The 19,674-nt window shown below is 32.5% G+C and carries 15 protein-coding genes and 1 pseudogene; 1 reads left to right on the forward strand and 15 read right to left on the reverse strand.

Annotated elements, in window-relative coordinates; genetic code table 11:
- Positions 1 to 425: 425 nt before the first annotated feature.
- Positions 426 to 1,151: a tyrosine-protein phosphatase gene (locus DPN68_RS09275; RefSeq protein WP_113989381.1), complete on the forward strand. Its 726-nt coding sequence runs from the start codon at positions 426 to 428 to the stop codon at positions 1,149 to 1,151.
- 475 nt (positions 1,152 to 1,626) lie between these two features.
- On the opposite strand, the gene DPN68_RS09280 is transcribed toward DPN68_RS09275, so the two are convergent.
- From DPN68_RS09280 to DPN68_RS09345, 15 genes and pseudogenes are all read right to left on the reverse strand, one after another.
- Positions 1,627 to 3,966, reverse strand: coding sequence for a GumC family protein (locus tag DPN68_RS09280; protein ID WP_113989382.1), 2,340 nt, complete (start codon positions 3,964 to 3,966; stop codon positions 1,627 to 1,629).
- A 2-nt stretch (positions 3,967 to 3,968) separates the two neighbouring features.
- Complete coding sequence (locus DPN68_RS09285) at positions 3,969 to 4,709, reverse strand: polysaccharide biosynthesis/export family protein (protein ID WP_239987069.1); 741 nt, start codon at positions 4,707 to 4,709, stop codon at positions 3,969 to 3,971.
- A gap of 112 nt (positions 4,710 to 4,821) precedes the next feature.
- A complete protein-coding gene (locus tag DPN68_RS09290) occupies positions 4,822 to 6,696 on the reverse strand; it encodes a polysaccharide biosynthesis protein (RefSeq protein ID WP_239987072.1) in 1,875 nt (624 codons plus the stop codon).
- Positions 6,697 to 6,852: 156 nt separating this feature from the next.
- Positions 6,853 to 7,977, reverse strand: coding sequence for a DegT/DnrJ/EryC1/StrS family aminotransferase (locus DPN68_RS09295; protein ID WP_113989490.1), 1,125 nt, complete (start codon positions 7,975 to 7,977; stop codon positions 6,853 to 6,855).
- A gap of 1 nt (position 7,978) precedes the next feature.
- Complete coding sequence (locus tag DPN68_RS09300) at positions 7,979 to 8,614, reverse strand: acetyltransferase (RefSeq protein WP_262510107.1); 636 nt, start codon at positions 8,612 to 8,614, stop codon at positions 7,979 to 7,981.
- Positions 8,597 to 9,193: pseudogene (locus tag DPN68_RS13310) on the reverse strand (sugar transferase); the annotation flags it as partial. The gene DPN68_RS09300 and the pseudogene DPN68_RS13310, both read right to left, overlap by 18 nt.
- Entirely contained in the window at positions 9,186 to 10,313 is a 1,128-nt protein-coding gene (locus DPN68_RS09305; protein ID WP_113989385.1) for a glycosyltransferase family 4 protein, read from the reverse strand. The gene DPN68_RS09305 and the pseudogene DPN68_RS13310, both read right to left, overlap by 8 nt.
- Entirely contained in the window at positions 10,313 to 11,293 is a 981-nt protein-coding gene (locus DPN68_RS09310; protein ID WP_113989386.1) for a glycosyltransferase family 2 protein, read from the reverse strand. The genes DPN68_RS09305 and DPN68_RS09310 overlap by 1 nt, the downstream gene beginning before the upstream one ends.
- A 1-nt stretch (position 11,294) precedes the next feature.
- The gene (locus DPN68_RS09315; protein ID WP_113989387.1) at positions 11,295 to 12,386 is read right to left on the reverse strand and encodes an EpsG family protein; all 1,092 of its coding nucleotides are present in this window, start codon (positions 12,384 to 12,386) and stop codon (positions 11,295 to 11,297) included.
- Positions 12,387 to 13,376 carry a polysaccharide pyruvyl transferase family protein gene (locus DPN68_RS09320; RefSeq protein ID WP_162298410.1) on the reverse strand — a complete coding sequence of 330 codons (990 nt, stop codon included), beginning with the start codon at positions 13,374 to 13,376 and terminating at the stop codon, positions 12,387 to 12,389.
- A 72-nt stretch (positions 13,377 to 13,448) separates the two neighbouring features.
- Positions 13,449 to 14,450 carry a glycosyltransferase family 2 protein gene (locus tag DPN68_RS09325; RefSeq protein WP_113989389.1) on the reverse strand — a complete coding sequence of 334 codons (1,002 nt, stop codon included), beginning with the start codon at positions 14,448 to 14,450 and terminating at the stop codon, positions 13,449 to 13,451.
- A gap of 2 nt (positions 14,451 to 14,452) precedes the next feature.
- The gene (locus DPN68_RS09330; protein WP_113989390.1) at positions 14,453 to 15,571 is read right to left on the reverse strand and encodes a glycosyltransferase; all 1,119 of its coding nucleotides are present in this window, start codon (positions 15,569 to 15,571) and stop codon (positions 14,453 to 14,455) included.
- Entirely contained in the window at positions 15,559 to 16,965 is a 1,407-nt protein-coding gene (locus DPN68_RS09335; protein WP_113989391.1) for an oligosaccharide flippase family protein, read from the reverse strand. Before DPN68_RS09335 ends, DPN68_RS09330 begins: the two co-directional genes overlap by 13 nt.
- 10 nt (positions 16,966 to 16,975) lie before the next feature.
- Positions 16,976 to 18,274 carry a nucleotide sugar dehydrogenase gene (locus DPN68_RS09340; protein ID WP_113989392.1) on the reverse strand — a complete coding sequence of 433 codons (1,299 nt, stop codon included), beginning with the start codon at positions 18,272 to 18,274 and terminating at the stop codon, positions 16,976 to 16,978.
- A 10-nt stretch (positions 18,275 to 18,284) separates the two neighbouring features.
- A complete protein-coding gene (locus tag DPN68_RS09345) occupies positions 18,285 to 19,673 on the reverse strand; it encodes a UDP-glucose 6-dehydrogenase (protein WP_113989393.1) in 1,389 nt (462 codons plus the stop codon).
- Between the last annotated feature and the right edge of the window lies 1 nt (position 19,674).

Consider the following 19,674-nt stretch of genomic DNA (forward strand, 5'->3'; position numbering starts at 1 on the left):
AAGTCGGAACAGGCAAACGCTCAGGGTGACAATCGTGTCAATCCAATTCCAATTTAACTATTTTAGGAACACTGATTGAAGAAATTACAACAATTTAAAAAATATTTTTACTTTTTACTTTTCCCTTCTCAATTCAATCCGTATTCCAAAAAATTTGAAAAATAGCCTAACTCTTAGTTAATTTATGGTAAAAAAGGATAATTAATACAACGAAGTAAGTGTATGCCGAGTGTATCTCGAGTGTATCAATAATGTATGCCGAGTGTATGCTAGAAGTATAGATAAGGTATGAATGGTGTATGCATGAGACATCAATTAAGAATGAAAAATAAACTAAAAAACACCTACAAAAAATAACAGTTTTTCCTTTTCAAACAACCTTTCTCAAGGCAAAAAAATCTTATCTTTGCACTAAACAGTTCATAATGTTATCTCTTTTCAAATCTAAACCTAAATTAGTCGAATTACTGCCTGCAAACTATGTAGACATCCATTCTCACATTCTGCCAGGAATAGATGATGGTGCTAAAACTTTAGATGACACTCAGTTCCTTTTAGAAGAAATGAAACAATTGGGTTTTACTAAATGTATCACCACTCCACACACCATGAATAATGTTTGGGACAATACACCAGAAACCATTTCAGCTGCACATAATAAAGTAGAAACATCACTAGCGTTGCCTTTTGAAATTAAGGCTGCTTCTGAATATTTATTAGACGAATCGGTAATTGCAAAAGCAAAAGAGAAGACATTGCTTACATTGAAGGGTAATTTTGTATTGGTCGAATTATCGTATTTGAATGCGCCTTTTCAGTTATATGATTTTTTATTTCAGTTACAACTTTATGGTTATCAAGTAGTTTTAGCACACCCCGAACGTTACTCTTATTTTCATTCAAACAAAAAAGAATATCAAAAACTAAAAAAAGCCGGATGTTTATTCCAATTGAATCTATTGTCAACTGTGGGATATTATGGAAAAGAAGTTGCCAAAACTGCTGATTATTTACTAAAAAACAACTTGTATGATTTTGTAGGTTCGGATATTCACCATAAAAAACATATCAAAGCTTTTCACAGTAAAATAGTTTATAATAATGGGGATAAAATTACGGAAGTTATGAAGAGAAATGCGTTTTTTAAGTAGAATATTGTGAATTCTTTCAAGGTCAAATACAACCTCGAAGCTTCGGGACAAAAAATCAAAAATTAGTTTTCAGTCTCAGTTTTCAGTCTCAGATAAAATCCGTGAATATCTGCGTTCAAATTTTACCACAAAGGCCACAAAGAATTCACAAAGAGCATAAAAGAAAAAAGTTGTATAAGTGTTAATAAAATATTCGGTTGTACAAGAGATTCCTAGCGGAATGACAAAACGATGGTTAAACGCTCCCAATCGCCCAGTCTCTCCTTCTCCACGTCTCTCAATCTAACAAAGTGAAACGTGCGAAGCTTCGGACTCTGCGCAACTTTCTCAACACAATCCAATTTAAAAAACTCTGTGTAGTTCTATGTAAAACTTTGTGAGACTTTGTGTAAAACTTTGTACTATAACTTTTCAAGAACAAGTACAACTTCAAAAATCAACTACAAACTATAAACCATAAATATGAAACGAAAAACTATCTAAAAATACGTTCCCAAAATGATTTTTTTTCAACCACAACACCATAGCCGTAACCGTAGCCGTAGCCTTTTGCAGAATCGGTATCGTTGACTAGGATTGACATATTTGGTAATTTCTTTTCTTGGTATAACTTTTCCGGTAATGACAGCATTCGTTTGTCTAAGAAGTTGGCTCTCACGACATATACAAAAGCATCTGCAAATTTCGATATCAATAAAGTATCCGTAACTAAACTCACAGGTGCCGTATCTACGATGATATAATCGAACTCTTGCTTTAATTTTTCAAACAAATCGCCAACTTTTTTTCCCATTAATAATTCAGCAGGGTTGGGCGGAATAATTCCAGCAGGTAATACATATAAGTTAGAGTAACCAGGAACTTTACTAATAAATGCATCCAAATCAACTGCGGAAGAAGCTAAATAATTCGTTAAACCATTTTTTGGAACATCTAAATACTCTTCTAATTTAGGATTTCTAATATCCATGCCAACTAAAATTACTTTCTTATCGGATAAAGCAATTGTGGCGGCTAGATTAACCGATATAAATGTTTTTCCTTCTTTGGGAAATGTGGATGTTAAAAAAATAGTCTTTGCTTGGCCATCGGGCACTTTTTGAAGCATAAATTCTAAATTAGTACGAACAATTCTGAGTGCTTCTGCTGCATTAGTTCTACTATTTACAGCAATAATTTCGTCTTTATTTTCAGATTTCGGGACATCACCCAAAAATGGAATCGTAGTACCCGCTTCAATGTCTAATCTAGACTTCACTTTAGTATCTAACAAACGACGCACGTACAAAACAGAAAAAGGCAATAAAAGTCCTACTAATAAACTTCCTAAATAAATCAATTTACGATTAGGAGCTACTGGATTCTTAGAAGCAATGGCCGTATCGATAACTTTAGCATTAGGTGCTGTTACAGCTAGAGAAATTTCTGTTTCTTCTCTTTTTTGCAACAAATACAAGTACAACGCTTCTTTAATGGTTTGTTTTCTATCAATATCGCGAAACAATTTTTCTTGGGTAGGAATCTGAGAAATTTTACCTCCTAAAACAGCTTTTTGTCGGGTAACATCACGTTTCTTGATTTGCAAATTACTTTGTAATTGATTTAAACTTGCTGCTATGGTATTTTTTAACGAATTGATTTTAGCATCTAAAGCAATTACAACGCTATTCTTTTCGCCAGCAGTTTTCAACAACTTGTTTTTTTCTAAAACTAGCTGATTGTATTGGGCAATTAATTGCGAAGCACCTTCTTCTGATGGTAAAACATTAGCAGGAATTAAATTAGCGGTATTATCATTCTTCACATAATCCATAATAGACTCAACTACTTTGATTTGTGTGATAACTTCTAATTCTTTCTTATCAAATTCATTGGCATTTTCTAAAAAAAGTCCGGCTTCTGAAACAATATCGGTTACCTGATTTTGTTTTTTAAATGACTCCACATCTTCTTCAACGCCTTTAAGTTCTTCTGTGATTAAAACAAGTCGTTGTTCAATAAACTTGGAGGTGTTTTCTGCAATATACTTTTTATCTGCTACAGCATCCTCATTGTAATTGGCAACCAATGTATTTAAGAAATCTTCCGCTTTTGCTCGAACAGGATCTATCAAAGATAATTCTATTACGCTAGTATTCTTTCCAAATGATGAAACTGTTAATCTAGATTTGAAACTTTCTACCAAATTCGCTATTGGATATACATTTACCAATATACTAAAATCTCCTTGGAAATTGGATGTAGCATCTTTCATTACTAACAACTCAAGCTCTTGGTGCTGAAAAGGGCTTCCATAGGCAAAATTTCCTATTTTAGTTCCTGAAGCATCGTAAAAATCAAATCGTTCTATAGCAGTTGAACTAATTTTAAAACTTTGAAAACTATTTTGAAATGCGGGTGTAGTTTTAGAAAAGAAAATTTTTATTGGACTTCCTTTGTATAATTCTTCCGATTTTACTCTTCCCAAATTAAAATAAGAGACATTCAAAGTAAGATCGCTAATAGTAGACGCAATTAAGGTTCGCGATTTGATTACTTCTATTTCGTTATCGACATTGCTCTTGACATTGGATAATAATCCCAAATCAGAAAAAGCAGACAATTCAGAAGCTAAACCTCCTTTTCTATCATCTTTTACTAAAATAGTTGCTGTAGCTTTATATTGAGGAATGGAGTAACGCAAATAAACATAAGCAATACTTAAAAACACTAGGATTCCTAATGCAAACCATTTCCAATGCAAGACATAATTTTCAATTTCTTCTTTCAAATTAAAATTATTTGAAGCTACAATATGCGAATCTCTTTTTTGCATGCTTATTTAACGGTTAATGCAATGATAGTTACAATTAGTGATAATGCAGAAATAGCCAAGGTCAAGTTAGGGCCAACTGCAGAAGCGTTTATTTTGGTTTTATTAGGCTCCACATAAAGCACATCATTTTGTGACAAATAATAATAAGGGGAATTCATAAAATCTCCTTGAGTTAAATCAATTCTGTTTATGGTAGTAACCCCATTGACTTCTCTCACTAACATAATGTTGTCTCGTTTACCATAAATGGTCATATCTCCTGCTAAACTCAAAGCCTCCAATATTGTAATACGCTCACTTTTAACAGTATAACTACCTGGCTTTGTAACTTCTCCTAAAACAGACACTTTAAAATTGAGTAATCTAATAGTAACTACAGCATCCTTAACATGTTCTTGTAAAAGGGTTTTCATTTTATACACCGCTTCTGTTTTATTCAATCCAGCCAATGCAATAGTACCTAAAATTGGAAATTCTATATTGCCATGCTTATCAATAAGATAAGTTTGCTGGCGTTGTTGGATTACCTGTTCCTCACTTTCTGTTTGCAAAGTCACACTTCTTAAATTATAAGGAGCCGCAATTTCTGGATTCTCAGAAGAAACCAAAATAAACAATACATCATCGGCTTGTAAAACAGGTTCATATGAACGAGCAGTAGCACTAGAAGTATGCTGTTGTAGATAAACTATATTTTCTTTGGCAACACAAGAAACCAATAAAAGGGAAACTGCTGTTATCAAAAATAGAAATTTTATATATTGTATCATATAGCCTTTAATGTAAATCAAATTCTTGTTTTATGTTGGTAAAAATAGAGAACTTTTATTTTTTTAACTAATGGATTACTAAATTTTAGCTATCTAATTCTTCATAAATGGAATTCTGACTTTTAAACTCAGGTACCATTTTTTTCATGACACGTACAGCTTCCTCGAATTCCAACTCATTTGCGGTCGTTTGTAGCGTATCCATTAATTGATTAAATGTTGGGTAATCAAAAGAACTCAATTCTTTAGCGATTAAAATTTTTTCATGATGCGTAACTAAAGATTTCGAAGAATCATGTAGTAATTCCTCATAAAGCTTTTCTCCGGGACGTAAACCCGTTATGGCAATAGGAATATCTTTTTCGGGAACTAACCCAGCTAATCGAATCATTTTAGTAGCTAAATCAATAATACGAACCGGTTTTCCCATATCAAAAATATAGATTTCGCCTCCGTTACCCATTGCGCCAGCTTCTAATACCAATTGGCATGCTTCTGGAATGGTCATAAAATAGCGAATAATATCAGGATGAGTAATGGTAACAGGACCACCTGCTTCAATTTGTTTGGTAAATAAAGGAACAACAGAGCCATTTGAACCCAAAACATTTCCAAAACGAGTGGTAATAAACTTAGTTACCATTTGCTCTCTTTGAAAAAAGTCTAAATACAAAGATTGCACATACACTTCTGCAATACGTTTACTAGCACCCATCACATTACTTGGATTAACGGCCTTATCCGTTGAAACCATAACGAAGCGCTCAGCATGATGAAGAATCGCCGTATCTGCTAAATTTTTAGTGCCGATGCAATTGGTCATAATCGCCTGGTACGGATTTTCCTCCATAAGAGGCACGTGTTTATATGCCGCTGCATGATATACCAACTGGGGCTTATGTGTTTCAAAAATAAATTGTACTATTTTTTGGTCCTTAATATCTGCAATTAGAGGCACTATCTCAATTGGCAATTGTAATTTCGTAAGTTCCAAAAACAAATGATGCAAAGGAGTTTCTGCTTGATCTAATAATAGCACTTTTTTAGGGTGATAAGCTAAAAGTTGGTATACAATCTCCGAACCTATAGAACCCGCAGCACCAGTAACTAAAATTGTTTTATCCTTAACTTGTATTCCAATTTGTTGGTTATCTAAAACAATCGGTTGGCGTTCCAACAAATCTTGAATATCAAAAGTTTTAATCGTCTTGGAGATGTCTTTTTGGTCTTCCCAATCTTTTATCACGGGAGCGGTTAATACTTTGCAATTAAGTTCTAAACAAGACTCTACTAATTTTATTTTATCTTCTTTGGATATACTTTTGTCCGCAAGAATAATAGCTTTTGCATCAACAGATTCCAAAATAGTTGCCATGCTCTTTTTCTTATTCAAAATGGGAACTCCCAACATTTCTTTCTCAAATCTTGAATTTTTATCTCCAATAAAACCCATTAATTGGTACTTTTTAGGTTGCTCTAAAGTAATGGCATTGGCCAGCGCTACTGCATTAGCATCTGCGCCATAAATAAGCACTTTAGTTAGGTTAGTTGCTGTAATTCCCGTCAAATATTTTTCAAATAAAAACTTAACTACTAAACGAAACAAAAAAAGCAAGATAAATGAAATAACAAAATGAATAACAAGGGCTGGAAAAAGGTAAATTTTATTCCCCGTAATGAAGAAATGCAAATAATTAAGAACAACCAAAATTACAAATGCAGAAAATGTAGAGGAAAATAATTTAAGCGCATCAATAAAACTAGAATGACGAATAATCCCTGCATAGGTTCTGTAAACTATGAAACAGAATACATTAGCAAAAACAATAATGGCATATCGTATTGATACGGAATACGTATCGTAATAGCGTAACGTTAAGCTTGTGACAATTAGATAAGTAAAATAACTAGCTAAAAACAAAAAACCAACATCGATACATACGATAATCCAACGCGGCAAGTAACCGAGATTAGAAAATCTATTTTCGGAAAACCCCTTAAATAAAGAGTGGTATAAGTTATTAATACTAAATTTTGACACGTATTTTTAGATTATTTGGGCTAACAAAAATAGTACATCTAATACAAAACTCAGCACCTATTAACTAAAAAGTAATTATTTAAAAAATGAAACAAGTACTTCCTCAATTCTGTTTTTCTCAATTTCCGTAAGATTAGAACCTGAAGGCAAGCACAAACCTACTTGAAACAAGTCTGCTGCAACTGTTTTGCCGTAATAGGGTGAAGATTCAAAGACAGGTTGCAAATGCATAGGTTTCCACAACGGACGCGATTCAATACAAGCTGATTCCAATGCCAAACGCAAAGATTCACGCTGTTCAAAAGAGGATAATAGTATTGTTGTAAGCCAATAATTGGAATAAAAACTAGCATTAGGCGCTGTAAAAACTTGAACTTCTGAAATAGATGAAAAAATAGTTTGGTACCAAGAATGTATTTTCCTTCTTGCATCAACTCGCTCTGATAGCACTTCCATTTGCCCGCGACCAATTCCGGCAGCAATATTACTCAATCTGTAATTGTACCCTATTTCACTGTGTTGGTAATGAGGTGCATCATCCCTTGCTTGTGTAGCTAAAAATATGGCTCTGTCTTTTATACTTTCCGATTTTGTTACCAAAGCACCGCCACCAGAAGTCGTTATAATTTTATTTCCGTTAAAAGACAAGGCAGACATCGTACCAAAAGTACCACACATTTGTCCTTTATACGAACTACCCAAAGCTTCCGCGCTATCTTCTAAAATCGGAATTTCATAACGATTAGCAACTGTTAGAATTTCGTCCATTTTTGCTGGCATACCATACAAATGCACTACCAGTATAGCTTTAGGTTTATTCCCTAAAACCATTTGATCTTTTATAGCTTCTTCAAGTGCTTGAGGACACATATTCCAAGTTTCACTTTCACTATCAATAAAAATCGGAGTTGCCCCCAAATAAGCTATTGGATTTGCACTTGCTGAAAAAGTAAAAGTCTGACAAATTACAGCATCACCAGGTCGAACACCTAGTAAAATTAATCCCAAATGCAAAGCAGCTGTTCCTGAACTTAAGGCGGCAACATGCACATCATTATCCAAAAAATGGGCTAAGTCTGCTTCAAAACCAACAACATTTGGTCCTAATGGTGCTACCCAATTGGTCTCAAATGCTTCATTTATGTAATGTTGCTCGTTTCCTCCCATGTGAGGCGAAGAGAGCCAAATTTTTTCTTTCATACTACTTAACATCTTGAAATTTTATGATTTTGGCAGGTACTCCTACAACCACTGCATAATCTGGGATATCCTCCAAAACTACAGCTCCAGCGCCTACACTTACATTTTTTCCAATAACAACATTTGGGATAACCGAGGCACCAATTCCTATTAAAGTGTTTTCCCCAATCGTTACATTTCCTCCCAAACAAGCATTGGGTGCTAGATGTACATAATCACCTAACTTGCAATCATGTTCTACGATTGCTCCTGTATTAATAATACAATGATCACCAATTATTACATCAGGATTAACTACAACTGCTGCCATAATTTGAGTTCCAACGCCTATTTTTGCAAATTTGGATACTACAGCACTAGGATGAATGGTCATAACAAAATTGGTATTTAATGAAGAAACTATATTTTTTCTAATCTGATTATCTCCAATAGCAACAATGCAATTTTTTGCTTGTAATTTTTGCTTGTTGAAATTTTCCTTTATTGGAATAGCAAACATCGAATCCGATTTGGGTGCGTCATCTAAAATTCCTTTAACCACATATTTATTTTCTGCCAAAAGCACATCTAAAACTACTTTCCCGTGGCCACCGGCACCATATAAATATACGGAAGTAGTTCCACTAAAAGGCTCAATTGTTGCTGCATTTTGAGCATTAATTCCTTCTTTAACTAAAATCTTTTTTATGGTTTTCAATAAAATTTTAACATCCAACAAAAAAGAGATGTTTTCAACGTAAAACACGTCCAACTCAAACTTGGTTTCCCAATCTATAGCATTTCGACCATTGACCTGAGCCCAACCAGTAATCCCAGGTTTTACTTCATGACGTCGGTTTTGGTAAGGTGAATACAAATGCATGTATTGCGTTAATAAAGGACGAGGCCCCACTAAACTCATGTCGCCTTTTAAAACATTGAGCAACTGTGGAATTTCATCTAAAGATGTTTTTCTAACGAATTTACCAACAGCTGTTAAGCGCTCAGCATCTGACAACAAATTCCCTTTACTATCTTTTTTATCGTTCATCGTTTTGAACTTAATGATGCTAAAAATTTTAGCATGAAAACCTGGACGCTTTTGTATAAAAAAGGGCTTGCCTTGATTAGCACAGAACAATAAAAGAGTAATGCATAAAAAAAGTGGGGACAACACAATAAGCCCAACTAATGCCAGAACAAAATCTAATATAGGTTTGATGCTTTTTTTATACATTATTTAAAATGGTCTTATAAAATTTGAGCCAATGTAATGAAATTTCATCAGCTGAAAAATGATCTAATACATATTGTCTTCCGTTCTTTCCTAAATAGCTTCTTGTTGTAGCGTCTTCGGTTAAAAGTCGCATTTGATTGTAAAGTTGGTTTACGTTTTTAACTTCATGACGTAATCCTGTTGTATTTTCAATAATGGTTTCTGTTAAACCATATGTATCGCTGCAAATTATGGGTAACTCTAATAAAGAAGCTTCTATTACGCTGGTTCCGAAACCTTCTCTATAACTTGGTAAGCAAAACACATCAGCGGCTTGTAAAACTTCCTGTGGTTTTGGAGTGGGTCCAAAGTAAATGATATTATCAATTTGAGTTTTACGAATTTGCTCTTGCATATGTTCTTCATCAAATCCGATTAAAAGCAATTTCACATTCGGAAAATCAGCACTTAACATCTGGAATGCTTTGGCTAAATCCAAAATACCTTTATCGGTATTCATTCTCCCAAGAAAAGCAAATACAATATCATTATGTTGGAAGTTCAGTTGAGCACGATACAAATTTCTAATTGCTGAAGAAGGATTGAACTTTTGCACATCTACTCCACTTATGGAACCTTTTCCTAAAACTTTAGAATTTTTATCGGTGATAATTTTATTGGCAATTAAAAATTGACGTTGCGACTGACCATCGACCAAAACATGAGTCGTAAAAAAAACTAATAATCGATCTAAAAACTTTAAAAATTGCTTTTTAAAACCTAGTTGCGTATGCCAAACTTGTCCGGTAAAAATATGAATTCGAATTGGAATTCTAGACAACCAAGCAGCAGTCATAGCTAACAAACCCGCTTTTGGCGTAACAGAATGAACCACATGAAACGACTCTTTTCTGAAGAAGAAAAACAACTGAATCAAAGCCAATAAATCTTTAATTGGATGAATGCTTCTTTGAATTGCAATATGTTTGGTATTTTTTACAAATGGAATTTCAAAATCAGCCTGTGTTTCAAAATTAGCTACCAAAGTAATATCAAACTCTTTTGAAAGGTATTCAAAATGTTTCAATAAAAATGCTTGGGCAGTAATAGGTGCCGAAACTACAAAACAGATTTTTTTCATTAACACTTGTTCTTCAAAAATTGATATAAAGGTAAAACTATTTTTAATAGTACGAGTTGCTGCAAAAATATGATTCGAAATAGATTTTTAGAACGATCAAACAGTAGATGATTGACAAAAAATAACTTTTTGGTTTTTAAATCTTCTATTTTTGAATGAATGGTTTTATAATCTGAGTGGTTCTTAATCATTTGAACGATTAAAGTCGCGGTTAAAAAGCCCAAACGCTCTTTGAAAAAAGCGTGCTGATTCGAAGATTTCAAGTACATTTTATTGGTAATAACCATTACGCGTTCAATGTCATTTTGCATTTTCTCTTTTTTGGACAAACTAACATTTCGAGTAATGGAATTAGGCGATTGCAAAAATTGTCCAACGATGGTTTCCACTGCTAACATTCGCTTGGCATGAAGAAAAACTCGGGTATTGAATTCGAAATCTTCGATATAAAGTTGCTCTTCAAAGAAAAGTTGGTTCTCTTTTAAAAATTCCGTCTTATACAATTTATTACAAGCCGAATTGGCATAACGAACTTTTTGATAATAGTCCATACCATCAAGCACTAAGGAATTGGAAGAATTAGAAAGTGTATAACAAATAGTTCCATTTTCTAAAACGCCTTGAGCCCCAAATTCCAAAACATCAAGTTGGTTAGCAATAGCTTGATTTACAATTTGATTTAAAGTATTGGGAACCAAGTAATCATCGGCATCTAAAAAAAGTAAAAAAGTGCCTTTTGCATGTGAAATTCCCGTATTTCTGGCACCACCAAGTCCCTTGTTTTTTTGGGATATAATTTTGAGATTAGCCACCTCATGAAAATGTGATTGTATGATTTTAACACTATCATCAGGCGATGCATCATCCACAATAATAATTTCATAAACTGACGATTCCAAATCATTTTGAATAACGGAGTTAATGCAACGAATTACATACTCTTCAACATTATAAACCGGTATGATGACGCTTAATTTCATTTTACTTTACTAGTATTACGTTAAAAATATAAGTAAACATGAAATACAACAATAATATGGAACTAACCATTCGATGGTGTTGCTTAAAAAGTTGTTCTTTAAGTATTGGGTAAAAAATTATTAGTGCCAACATGAACCATGATAAATAAGCAAAACGGTTGGTGAAGTTAGCGCGAATAACTAAAATCCAAAACGCATTAGCAATCAGGTACATGTTAAATAGTTGTTCATATGTAGCATCTAAAAACTTCTTTTTATAAATATAATACCAGCCTGCAAAAACCCCTGTAGCACTATACAATAAAAAGTCCCAACGGAAACCCGTTTTGGTAATTGCTTCATCAATTTCATCGGTAAAATATTGTTCAAATCTTCGATCATTCACTCCTAATGCCTCTAAATATTCAACAAAAAAGTTCCCCACAACTAAGGAAACTACAATTGAAAACCCCCATAGGAATAAATACGTTTGTGATTTATTATAAATAGAAGAAACTATAAAAGCAAACAAGGGTAATATCATTGTTTTATGTAACAATAATGAAATAAGCAGTAAAGTCCACAAAACGACTTTTTTGTCTTTAAAAGATAAAGCAAGTAAAAACAAAGAGGTTGCCAATCCGTTTCTAATTCCGTTAGTTCCGTATGCCCAAAAAGAAAAAGATACTATGAATGCAAAAAAAGCATAAAACCAATACGCTTTAAACCATCGAACGCATAAAAGGTATAACGGCACAACATATAGTAAAGAACAAACGAAGAAAAATTGTCCTACGCTCATTACCTTGGCGCTAAACTCTAAAAACCAATAAAACCCAAAATCCTCTGTAACTTCTAACGGATTACCATCTACATAACGCTCAAAGGAATAAGCATACATGGTCATATCAACAAAGACACTATGAATCGGTCTAAGCCCCATATAAAGCAATACGAACACTAATGATACATAACCAAAAACTTTTAAAAATCTTGTGTTTCTTATGTCATCAATCTCCAGAATAATAGCGTGTAGCAAAATCCCTATCAAAAAAACCAATAAAATTTGATAGTAAAAAAAAGTATAGTGCTCTATTGGTATGAAATCAAACATTTAAGATAATAGCTGTTGTTTCAAAGGTAAATATTTTTCCATCAAATCTTTATATGCAGTTGTATTTGATGAATTTAAGGTTTCATAAGCTTCTCCTATACTTTTTAAATCGAAATTCTTGATTAAAAGTATTGGTGCTTGCTCTTTAATCCATTCGTAGGAAGCGCTAATTTTATGGTTGTTGTTCAAAAAAACCAAACAAGGCGTATTGGTAATGTAGGCAAAAATCATTCCGTGTAATCTATCTGTAATTACAAGTTCTGAAGATTTGTATTGCTTCCAAATGTTATTTAATTCTTCGTCTAATTGTTGCTCAGACAAATTCCCCTTATTAATATGAGTATCATAAAATGAAACATTAGAAAAAGTTTGTTTGGCCCAATTAATTAACGATTCATTCTGCTCAGAAGTTAATAATTTTTCATCATCTGCTCGTAAACTTAATGTAACGCCATTGCGTTTCATTTGAGGTTGCGATTGATCTAAACTCAACACAATATCGGGTGTTAAAAACACTTCGACTTTTGGAAAATGACGTTGCATTAATTCAAACGATTGCTGTTCTCTAACAAAAAAACTCAAGTTAGAATGTTCACTATACACAGAAATTGCTTTTTCTAAACTTTTTTTCCCTTTAGGAGAATTAGAAAAATCAAAAGTTTGTGGAAAAGAAATAATCTTATTGTTTGGAAAAGACGCAATAACTAACTGGCGTAATGCTTCAATTTGATTGTACAAATCTCCGAAGTTACCACCTCCAACAATGGTAATACAATCTGATACATTCAAAATAGATTTCACAAAGATGATTCCTTCAATTGTTTTATTTATTGGAATAAGAACTACTTTATGATTGGGTAATGTGTTTTGAATAAATTTTTCTTGGGCATAAGTAATAGCCACATCGCCGAGATTGCTATAATTAGCCGCTAAAAAAATAAAAACTTTGGAGTCTTCTTTTTTTAGGCCTTGAGACGAGAAAAAGTTCACGCTTTTAAACTTTTGCAAAAAAAGAAGTATTCTAATTTTAAAATGGTAAGGAATGTATTTCTTTAAAAACATTTATTTGATGATTTTTAAAATCAAATACAAAAGTAAAGCTCTTTTTTGTGAAATAATAGTTTTATAAATAGAATCAATTTTACTATTTGGTTTGTAAAACGGTATTAATCGTTGTGTTTCGGGATGTACAATCATAGCTTTTAAATGATTGTATTTTTGTTTTTCGGTTAAATCATTTTTAAATGCAAACAAATTATTAGCACAATATCGGATTCCTAACAATAAACTACTAGCAAGTAATTCGTTATAATGATCAATTTCCCACTTTTTAAATAACTTTTTTAAACTTTCATTTTTTTTCAAATACAAGTCAAATGAATTGGCATGAAATGTTTTTATCAATGTTGTTATGGGTCGGTTTGCGTAATGATACAGCGGTTTATTTATAAAATGAATGCTATTTACTGAAGAAAAAACAGATGCGTTAAACAAAATATCTTCAACAAGAGAGACTCCTTTTTCAAACTTAATGGTATGTTGCTTTAAAAAATTAGTAGCATAAAATTTATTCCAAGCATAACCTAACAATCCTATGGTGTTATTGGTTACTGATTCATTTCTATTTTCATGATTGACTACTTCACTTTCATGAATAATGGGTTTTGATGAAATAAGATTTCCATTTTTATCTTCGGTGTCTAAAAAATAGCCAAAAACAACAACATTTGCATTTTCTTTCTCTATTTTATCAATACACAAAGTCAACAAATTAGGTTCAATCCAATCATCGCTATCCATAAAATACACATAATCGCCTTGTACTCTTTCTAATCCAAAATTACGAGCGTCAGACAAACCCCCATTTTCTTTATGAAAGATTTTCAATCGGGAATCGGAAGCGTATTTTTCAATCTTTTGAATGCTGTTATCTTTGGTTCCATCATTAATGATTAACAATTCAAAATTTACATAGGTCTGTTTTAGAACACTCAAAACCGCCTTTTCAATGTAATTTTCCACATTGTAAACGGGCAAAATAATGGATATTAATTTCGTGCTCATGATTAAATTGTATCAAATAAATGTTCTACTTTAGCTGTAGCATTTAAATTTACAAAAAAATCTCTCCTTTCAATAGCCTTAATTTTTAATTGCTTGAGCTTTTCTTCAGAACTTAATATTTCTAGAAGTTTATCAAATAAATCCTCTTCACAGTTTTCTGTTATTATTCCATATTTTCCTTCATCTAGTATCTCACTCATACCAGAACAATCTGTAGTTAAAACAGGTATCTCTAACAATAAAGCCTCAATAATTGCGGTGTTGTATCCTTCATTGTACGAGGAACACACATACAAATCAGCTTGTTTTAAAATAGCATAAGGGTTTTCTTGGAAGCCCAATAAAACAACATTATTTTGCAACTGATTTTCAGCAATAAATTGCTGTAATTTATTCCTTTGAATTCCATCTCCCAGAATATACATTTTAAAATTCAATCCTTCATTCTTTAACTTTACAACAACACGCAACAATCGATCGTAACCTTTCATTTCAACCAATCGACCAATGCTAACTAAGTTAAAAAAATCTTTAGAAAACACTATATCAGTATTTCTACCAGCACTTTCTTCTATCAAACCAATATCAAAAGTATTTTCAATTACTTGAACTTTATTTTCATCTAATTCAGGAACAGCATTCAAAATAGCTTGTTTGGCTAAAGAAGAAACACATATAATTGCATCAAAAACTAGATACGCACTTTTCATTTCTTTATAATTCTTGAATGTCCTAGACAATAATTCTGGACTTGCATTAAGATGTAACCAAGAAATTTTTTTTGTGTTCGAGGGAAAAGCAGATGCAATTCGCGTTGGCACATGTTCAAGATAGGCAACAATAATATCATACTGCTCTTTTTTAGCAATCCATCTAGCTAATAAAACAGGGGGGATGAATTTTTGTAAAACAGAATAGCCTCTGAAAACTTTTTTAAACCAACTGAATTGCTTAATTCTAGGTTTTAATTTTTTCCTGTTAACTCCTTCTTCAAAAATAGTAAATAAGGTGATATCATACTTTTCTTCAGACAAAGAATTTAATAAGTCAACTAGCACTTTTTCAGCACCTCCACCTTTTAAATCGGGATGAATGAATAATATTTTTTTTAACGCATCCATTTCTTCAAATAGTTATTGTAAAACAATTGCAATTCTGATAGTAACAAAAAACAACTTATTACTAGTGACACTAAAGGTAGCCAAAAAATTCCGTAGGGTAACTCCAAAAACATTATCACAGATAAAACCATGAAAATTCCGAATAAAACAAAAAATGTAGCAAATGGAAATACTATTTTAATATACTTTTTGGTCTCAAAAAATCGGAAAAGAAATAAGAAAAAATAACCAAAAAATATAGCTATTGCTGCTCCAAACAATTCTAAAACTGGGATAAGAAAATACGAAAGTAATAATACAATTATCCCACTTATTAGGCTACTTAAAAAAATACTTTTTGTTTTTTTTGCACCTAAATAAATAGTTCCATAAAAACCACTCAATGCATTAAATAAGATAGCTAATAATAAAACCGAGGTGTAGCGCCATGAATCATAAAACAGTACATCAACAAAATAGGTTAAAAACAACTGGTTAATACACAATAAGTTAACAGAAATTACAAATAAATATTTTATATACTTATTAAAAACATCACTATAATAATCATCTTTATCTTCTCTATTATAATTTTCAATTGCTTTTTCCTGCCAAGCCAAATAAAATACATTTACAATTAGCAAAACAATAGTAGGAAACTTAAATGCAATGGCAAAAATACCATTTGAAGCCACTCCTAAAAAAAGAACAATTAAATAGCGATTTGCGGAAGATATTGCCCACCAAGACAAACTATTTGGCACTAAAGGAATGGAATAACAGAGTAATTCTCTTGCTACTTGGAAACTATAATATTTACTATGAATATAGCTAAACACTTTATTTCTAAACACAATAAATACCGTTGAAAAAAAAGCCGCAATAATATTAGAATAAAGTAATCCTTCTATTTTCTTATCGTAAAAAACCAAAAAAAGAATGGCAAAAAATACATATATAAAAGTGTAAAAAACACTAGACAAAACGTATCCTTTATTATCTGCAATTGCTCTTTGAAATTGCTGAAATAGTAAAAAAAAAGATTGAAACCCTAGTAAGAACAGAAGTTCTTTATAATATGCAAAGGAATAAAAACTTTGAAAAATTAAAATTACAACAATAGTAGTAAATACAGAAATCAGTAAAATAAAACTTGCCGTTGTTAAAACCTTCGATTTATTTTCAAGGTCATTATTCGCTATTAACCATCTTAAAACAGCATCAGTTAATTGTAACGTTACTAAAGGGGTTAATAAACCTAGTGTTGTTAAAAACAAATCAAAAATACCCACATCTTCTCTGGAAAGATAAAATGTAGTAAAAAAAACCAAAACAAAACTAAGTCCTTTTGAGGCTAAATTCCCAATGGAGTATAATAGCGTGTTTTTTAATAAACTATTTGATTTGGTTTCCAAAATTAGATTTTTACAACCTTCGGTCTACTTTCCCAGTAAGAAATCCCTTCACATCATAAACCACATTCGTTTCCTTTGTTAGCGCGGTTATGTCTAAACTGGCAAATGCTTTATGAGATACACCTAAAACAACAGCATCATATTTAACTTCTGATACAAGTTCAGCATGACACGTTAAACCATATTCATGTTTTACTTCTTCTGGATTTGCCCATGGATCATAAATAGTAACTTTGGTACTATATGCTTCAAGCGATTTTACTACATCTACAATTTTAGTATTTCTAACATCAGGACAATTTTCCTTAAATGTAAAACCTAACATAAGTACTTGAGCTCCATTAACTTTAATATTTTTACGAATCATCGTTTTAACCACTTCCGAAGCCACATATTCACCCATGCTATCATTCATGCGACGACCCGCCAAAATAATTTCTGGATGGTAGCCAACTTCTAACGCTTTTTGAGCCAAATAATACGGATCCACTCCGATGCAATGTCCGCCTACTAAACCCGGTTTAAAAGGCAAAAAATTCCATTTAGTCCCAGCCGCTGCTAAAACATCATGCGTGTTGATATCTAGAAGATTGAAAATTTTAGCCAATTCATTTACAAAAGCAATATTGATATCGCGTTGTGAATTTTCAATTACTTTAGCAGCTTCTGCTACTTTAATTGTTGGAGCTAAATGTGTTCCTGCTGTAATTATACTTTTATATAAAGCATCTACTTTTTGTCCAATTTCAGGTGTAGAACCTGCCGTTACTTTTAATATTTTTTCTACTGTGTGTTCTTTATCTCCCGGATTGATTCGCTCAGGAGAATAACCTGCAAAGAAATCGACGTTAAATTGCAATTCCGAAACGCGCTCCAACACAGGAACACAATCTTCTTCTGTTGCTCCAGGATAAACCGTAGATTCGTAAATGACAATATCGCCTTTCTTCAACACTTTACCAACAGTTTCACTCGCTTTATAAAGAGGCGTTAAATCGGGTTTATTGTGTTTATCAACTGGTGTTGGAACCGTAATAATATAATAATTGCAATCAGCTATATCAGCCAGTTGATTGGAACAATATAACCCCGAAACAGTTTCGACTCCGCTCAGCTTGACAGAAGCATCAACCAAAACTGATTTTAGTAAATCTTCTTCCACTTCTAACGTAACATCAGTTCCTTGATTTAATTCATTGATTCGCTGTTGGTTAATATCAAAACCAATAACTGGGTATTTTGTTGCAAACAATCTTGCTAATGGAAGCCCAACATAACCCAAACCTATTATTGCAATTTTTATACTCATTATCTCTTAATTATGAACCAATAGCTTGATAAACAAAACCTATTTTTTCTAATGCTGCTTTATTTAATAAATTTCTACCGTCAAAAACAAAAGCTGGTTTTAACATCCCATCATAAATTTTTTGCCAATCGTAGGTTGCAAACTCATCCCATTCTGTTAAAACGGCAATAGCATGTGCGTTTTTACATGCTTCGTAAGGATTATCAACAACAACTAAACCTGATTTATTTGCTTCAGACTTTCTCGTTTCCAAATAATCCAAATCAAAATACACTTGCTTTTCTTCCACTTTTGGATCAAAAACCGCAATATTAGCTTGTTCACTTAACAAATCATCTGCTACATAAATAGCAGCTGACTCTCTTGTATCGTTTGTGTCTTTTTTGAACGCCCAACCCAAAAAAGCAATTTTCTTGCCTGAAACAGTGTTGTATAAGGTACTGATGATATTTTTAGCAAAACGACGCTTTTGGTGGTCATTCATAATGATGACTTGTTCCCAATAATCAGCCACTTCATTTAAGCCGTAAGTTTTTGCAATATAGACCAAGTTTAAAATATCTTTTTGAAAACATGAACCTCCAAAACCTACTGATGCTTTTAAAAATTTTGGCCCAATACGACTATCCATTCCAATAGCTCTAGCCACTTCATTTACATCAGCACCTGTTTTTTCACACAATTCACTCATTGCGTTTATAGAAGAAACACGTTGTGCTAAAAAGGCATTTGCTGTTAATTTTGACAATTCGGAAGACCAAACATTAGTGGTTAAAATTTTATCTTTTGGAACCCAATTCGCATAAATATCAACTAAAGCTTGAATAGCTTTTTGACCTTCTGTTGTTGTATCACCTCCAATTAAAACTCTATCTGGAGCAAACAAATCTTCAATAGCAGTTCCTTCAGCTAAAAATTCTGGATTGGATAAAATTTGGAAATTCACTCCGTTTCCAGTGTGATCTAAAATATCTTTAATCGCTTGAGCCGTTCTCACCGGTAAAGTCGACTTTTCAACTACAATTTTATCGTTTTTTGCTACTCGTGCAATTTGACGTGCACATAATTCAATATATTTTAAATCGGCTGCCATTCCTTTACCAACTCCGTATGTTTTGGTTGGTGTATTTACCGAAATAAAAATCATATCAGCTTCATCGATAGCTTTGTCAACTTCAGTAGAAAAAAATAAATTTCTACCACGCGCTTCTGCTACTACGTCGCTTAATCCTGGTTCGTAAATGGGAATATTATTTACATCTTTATCATTCCAAGCCGCAATTCTTTTCTCGTTTAAATCGACAACTGTAACTTTAATATGCGGACATTTTTGAGCAATAACTGCCATTGTTGGCCCTCCAACATATCCTGCTCCTATACAACAAATGTTTTTAATCATA

This window comes from Flavobacterium tibetense (assembly GCF_003293845.1).
GTDB lineage: Bacteria > Bacteroidota > Bacteroidia > Flavobacteriales > Flavobacteriaceae > Flavobacterium > Flavobacterium tibetense.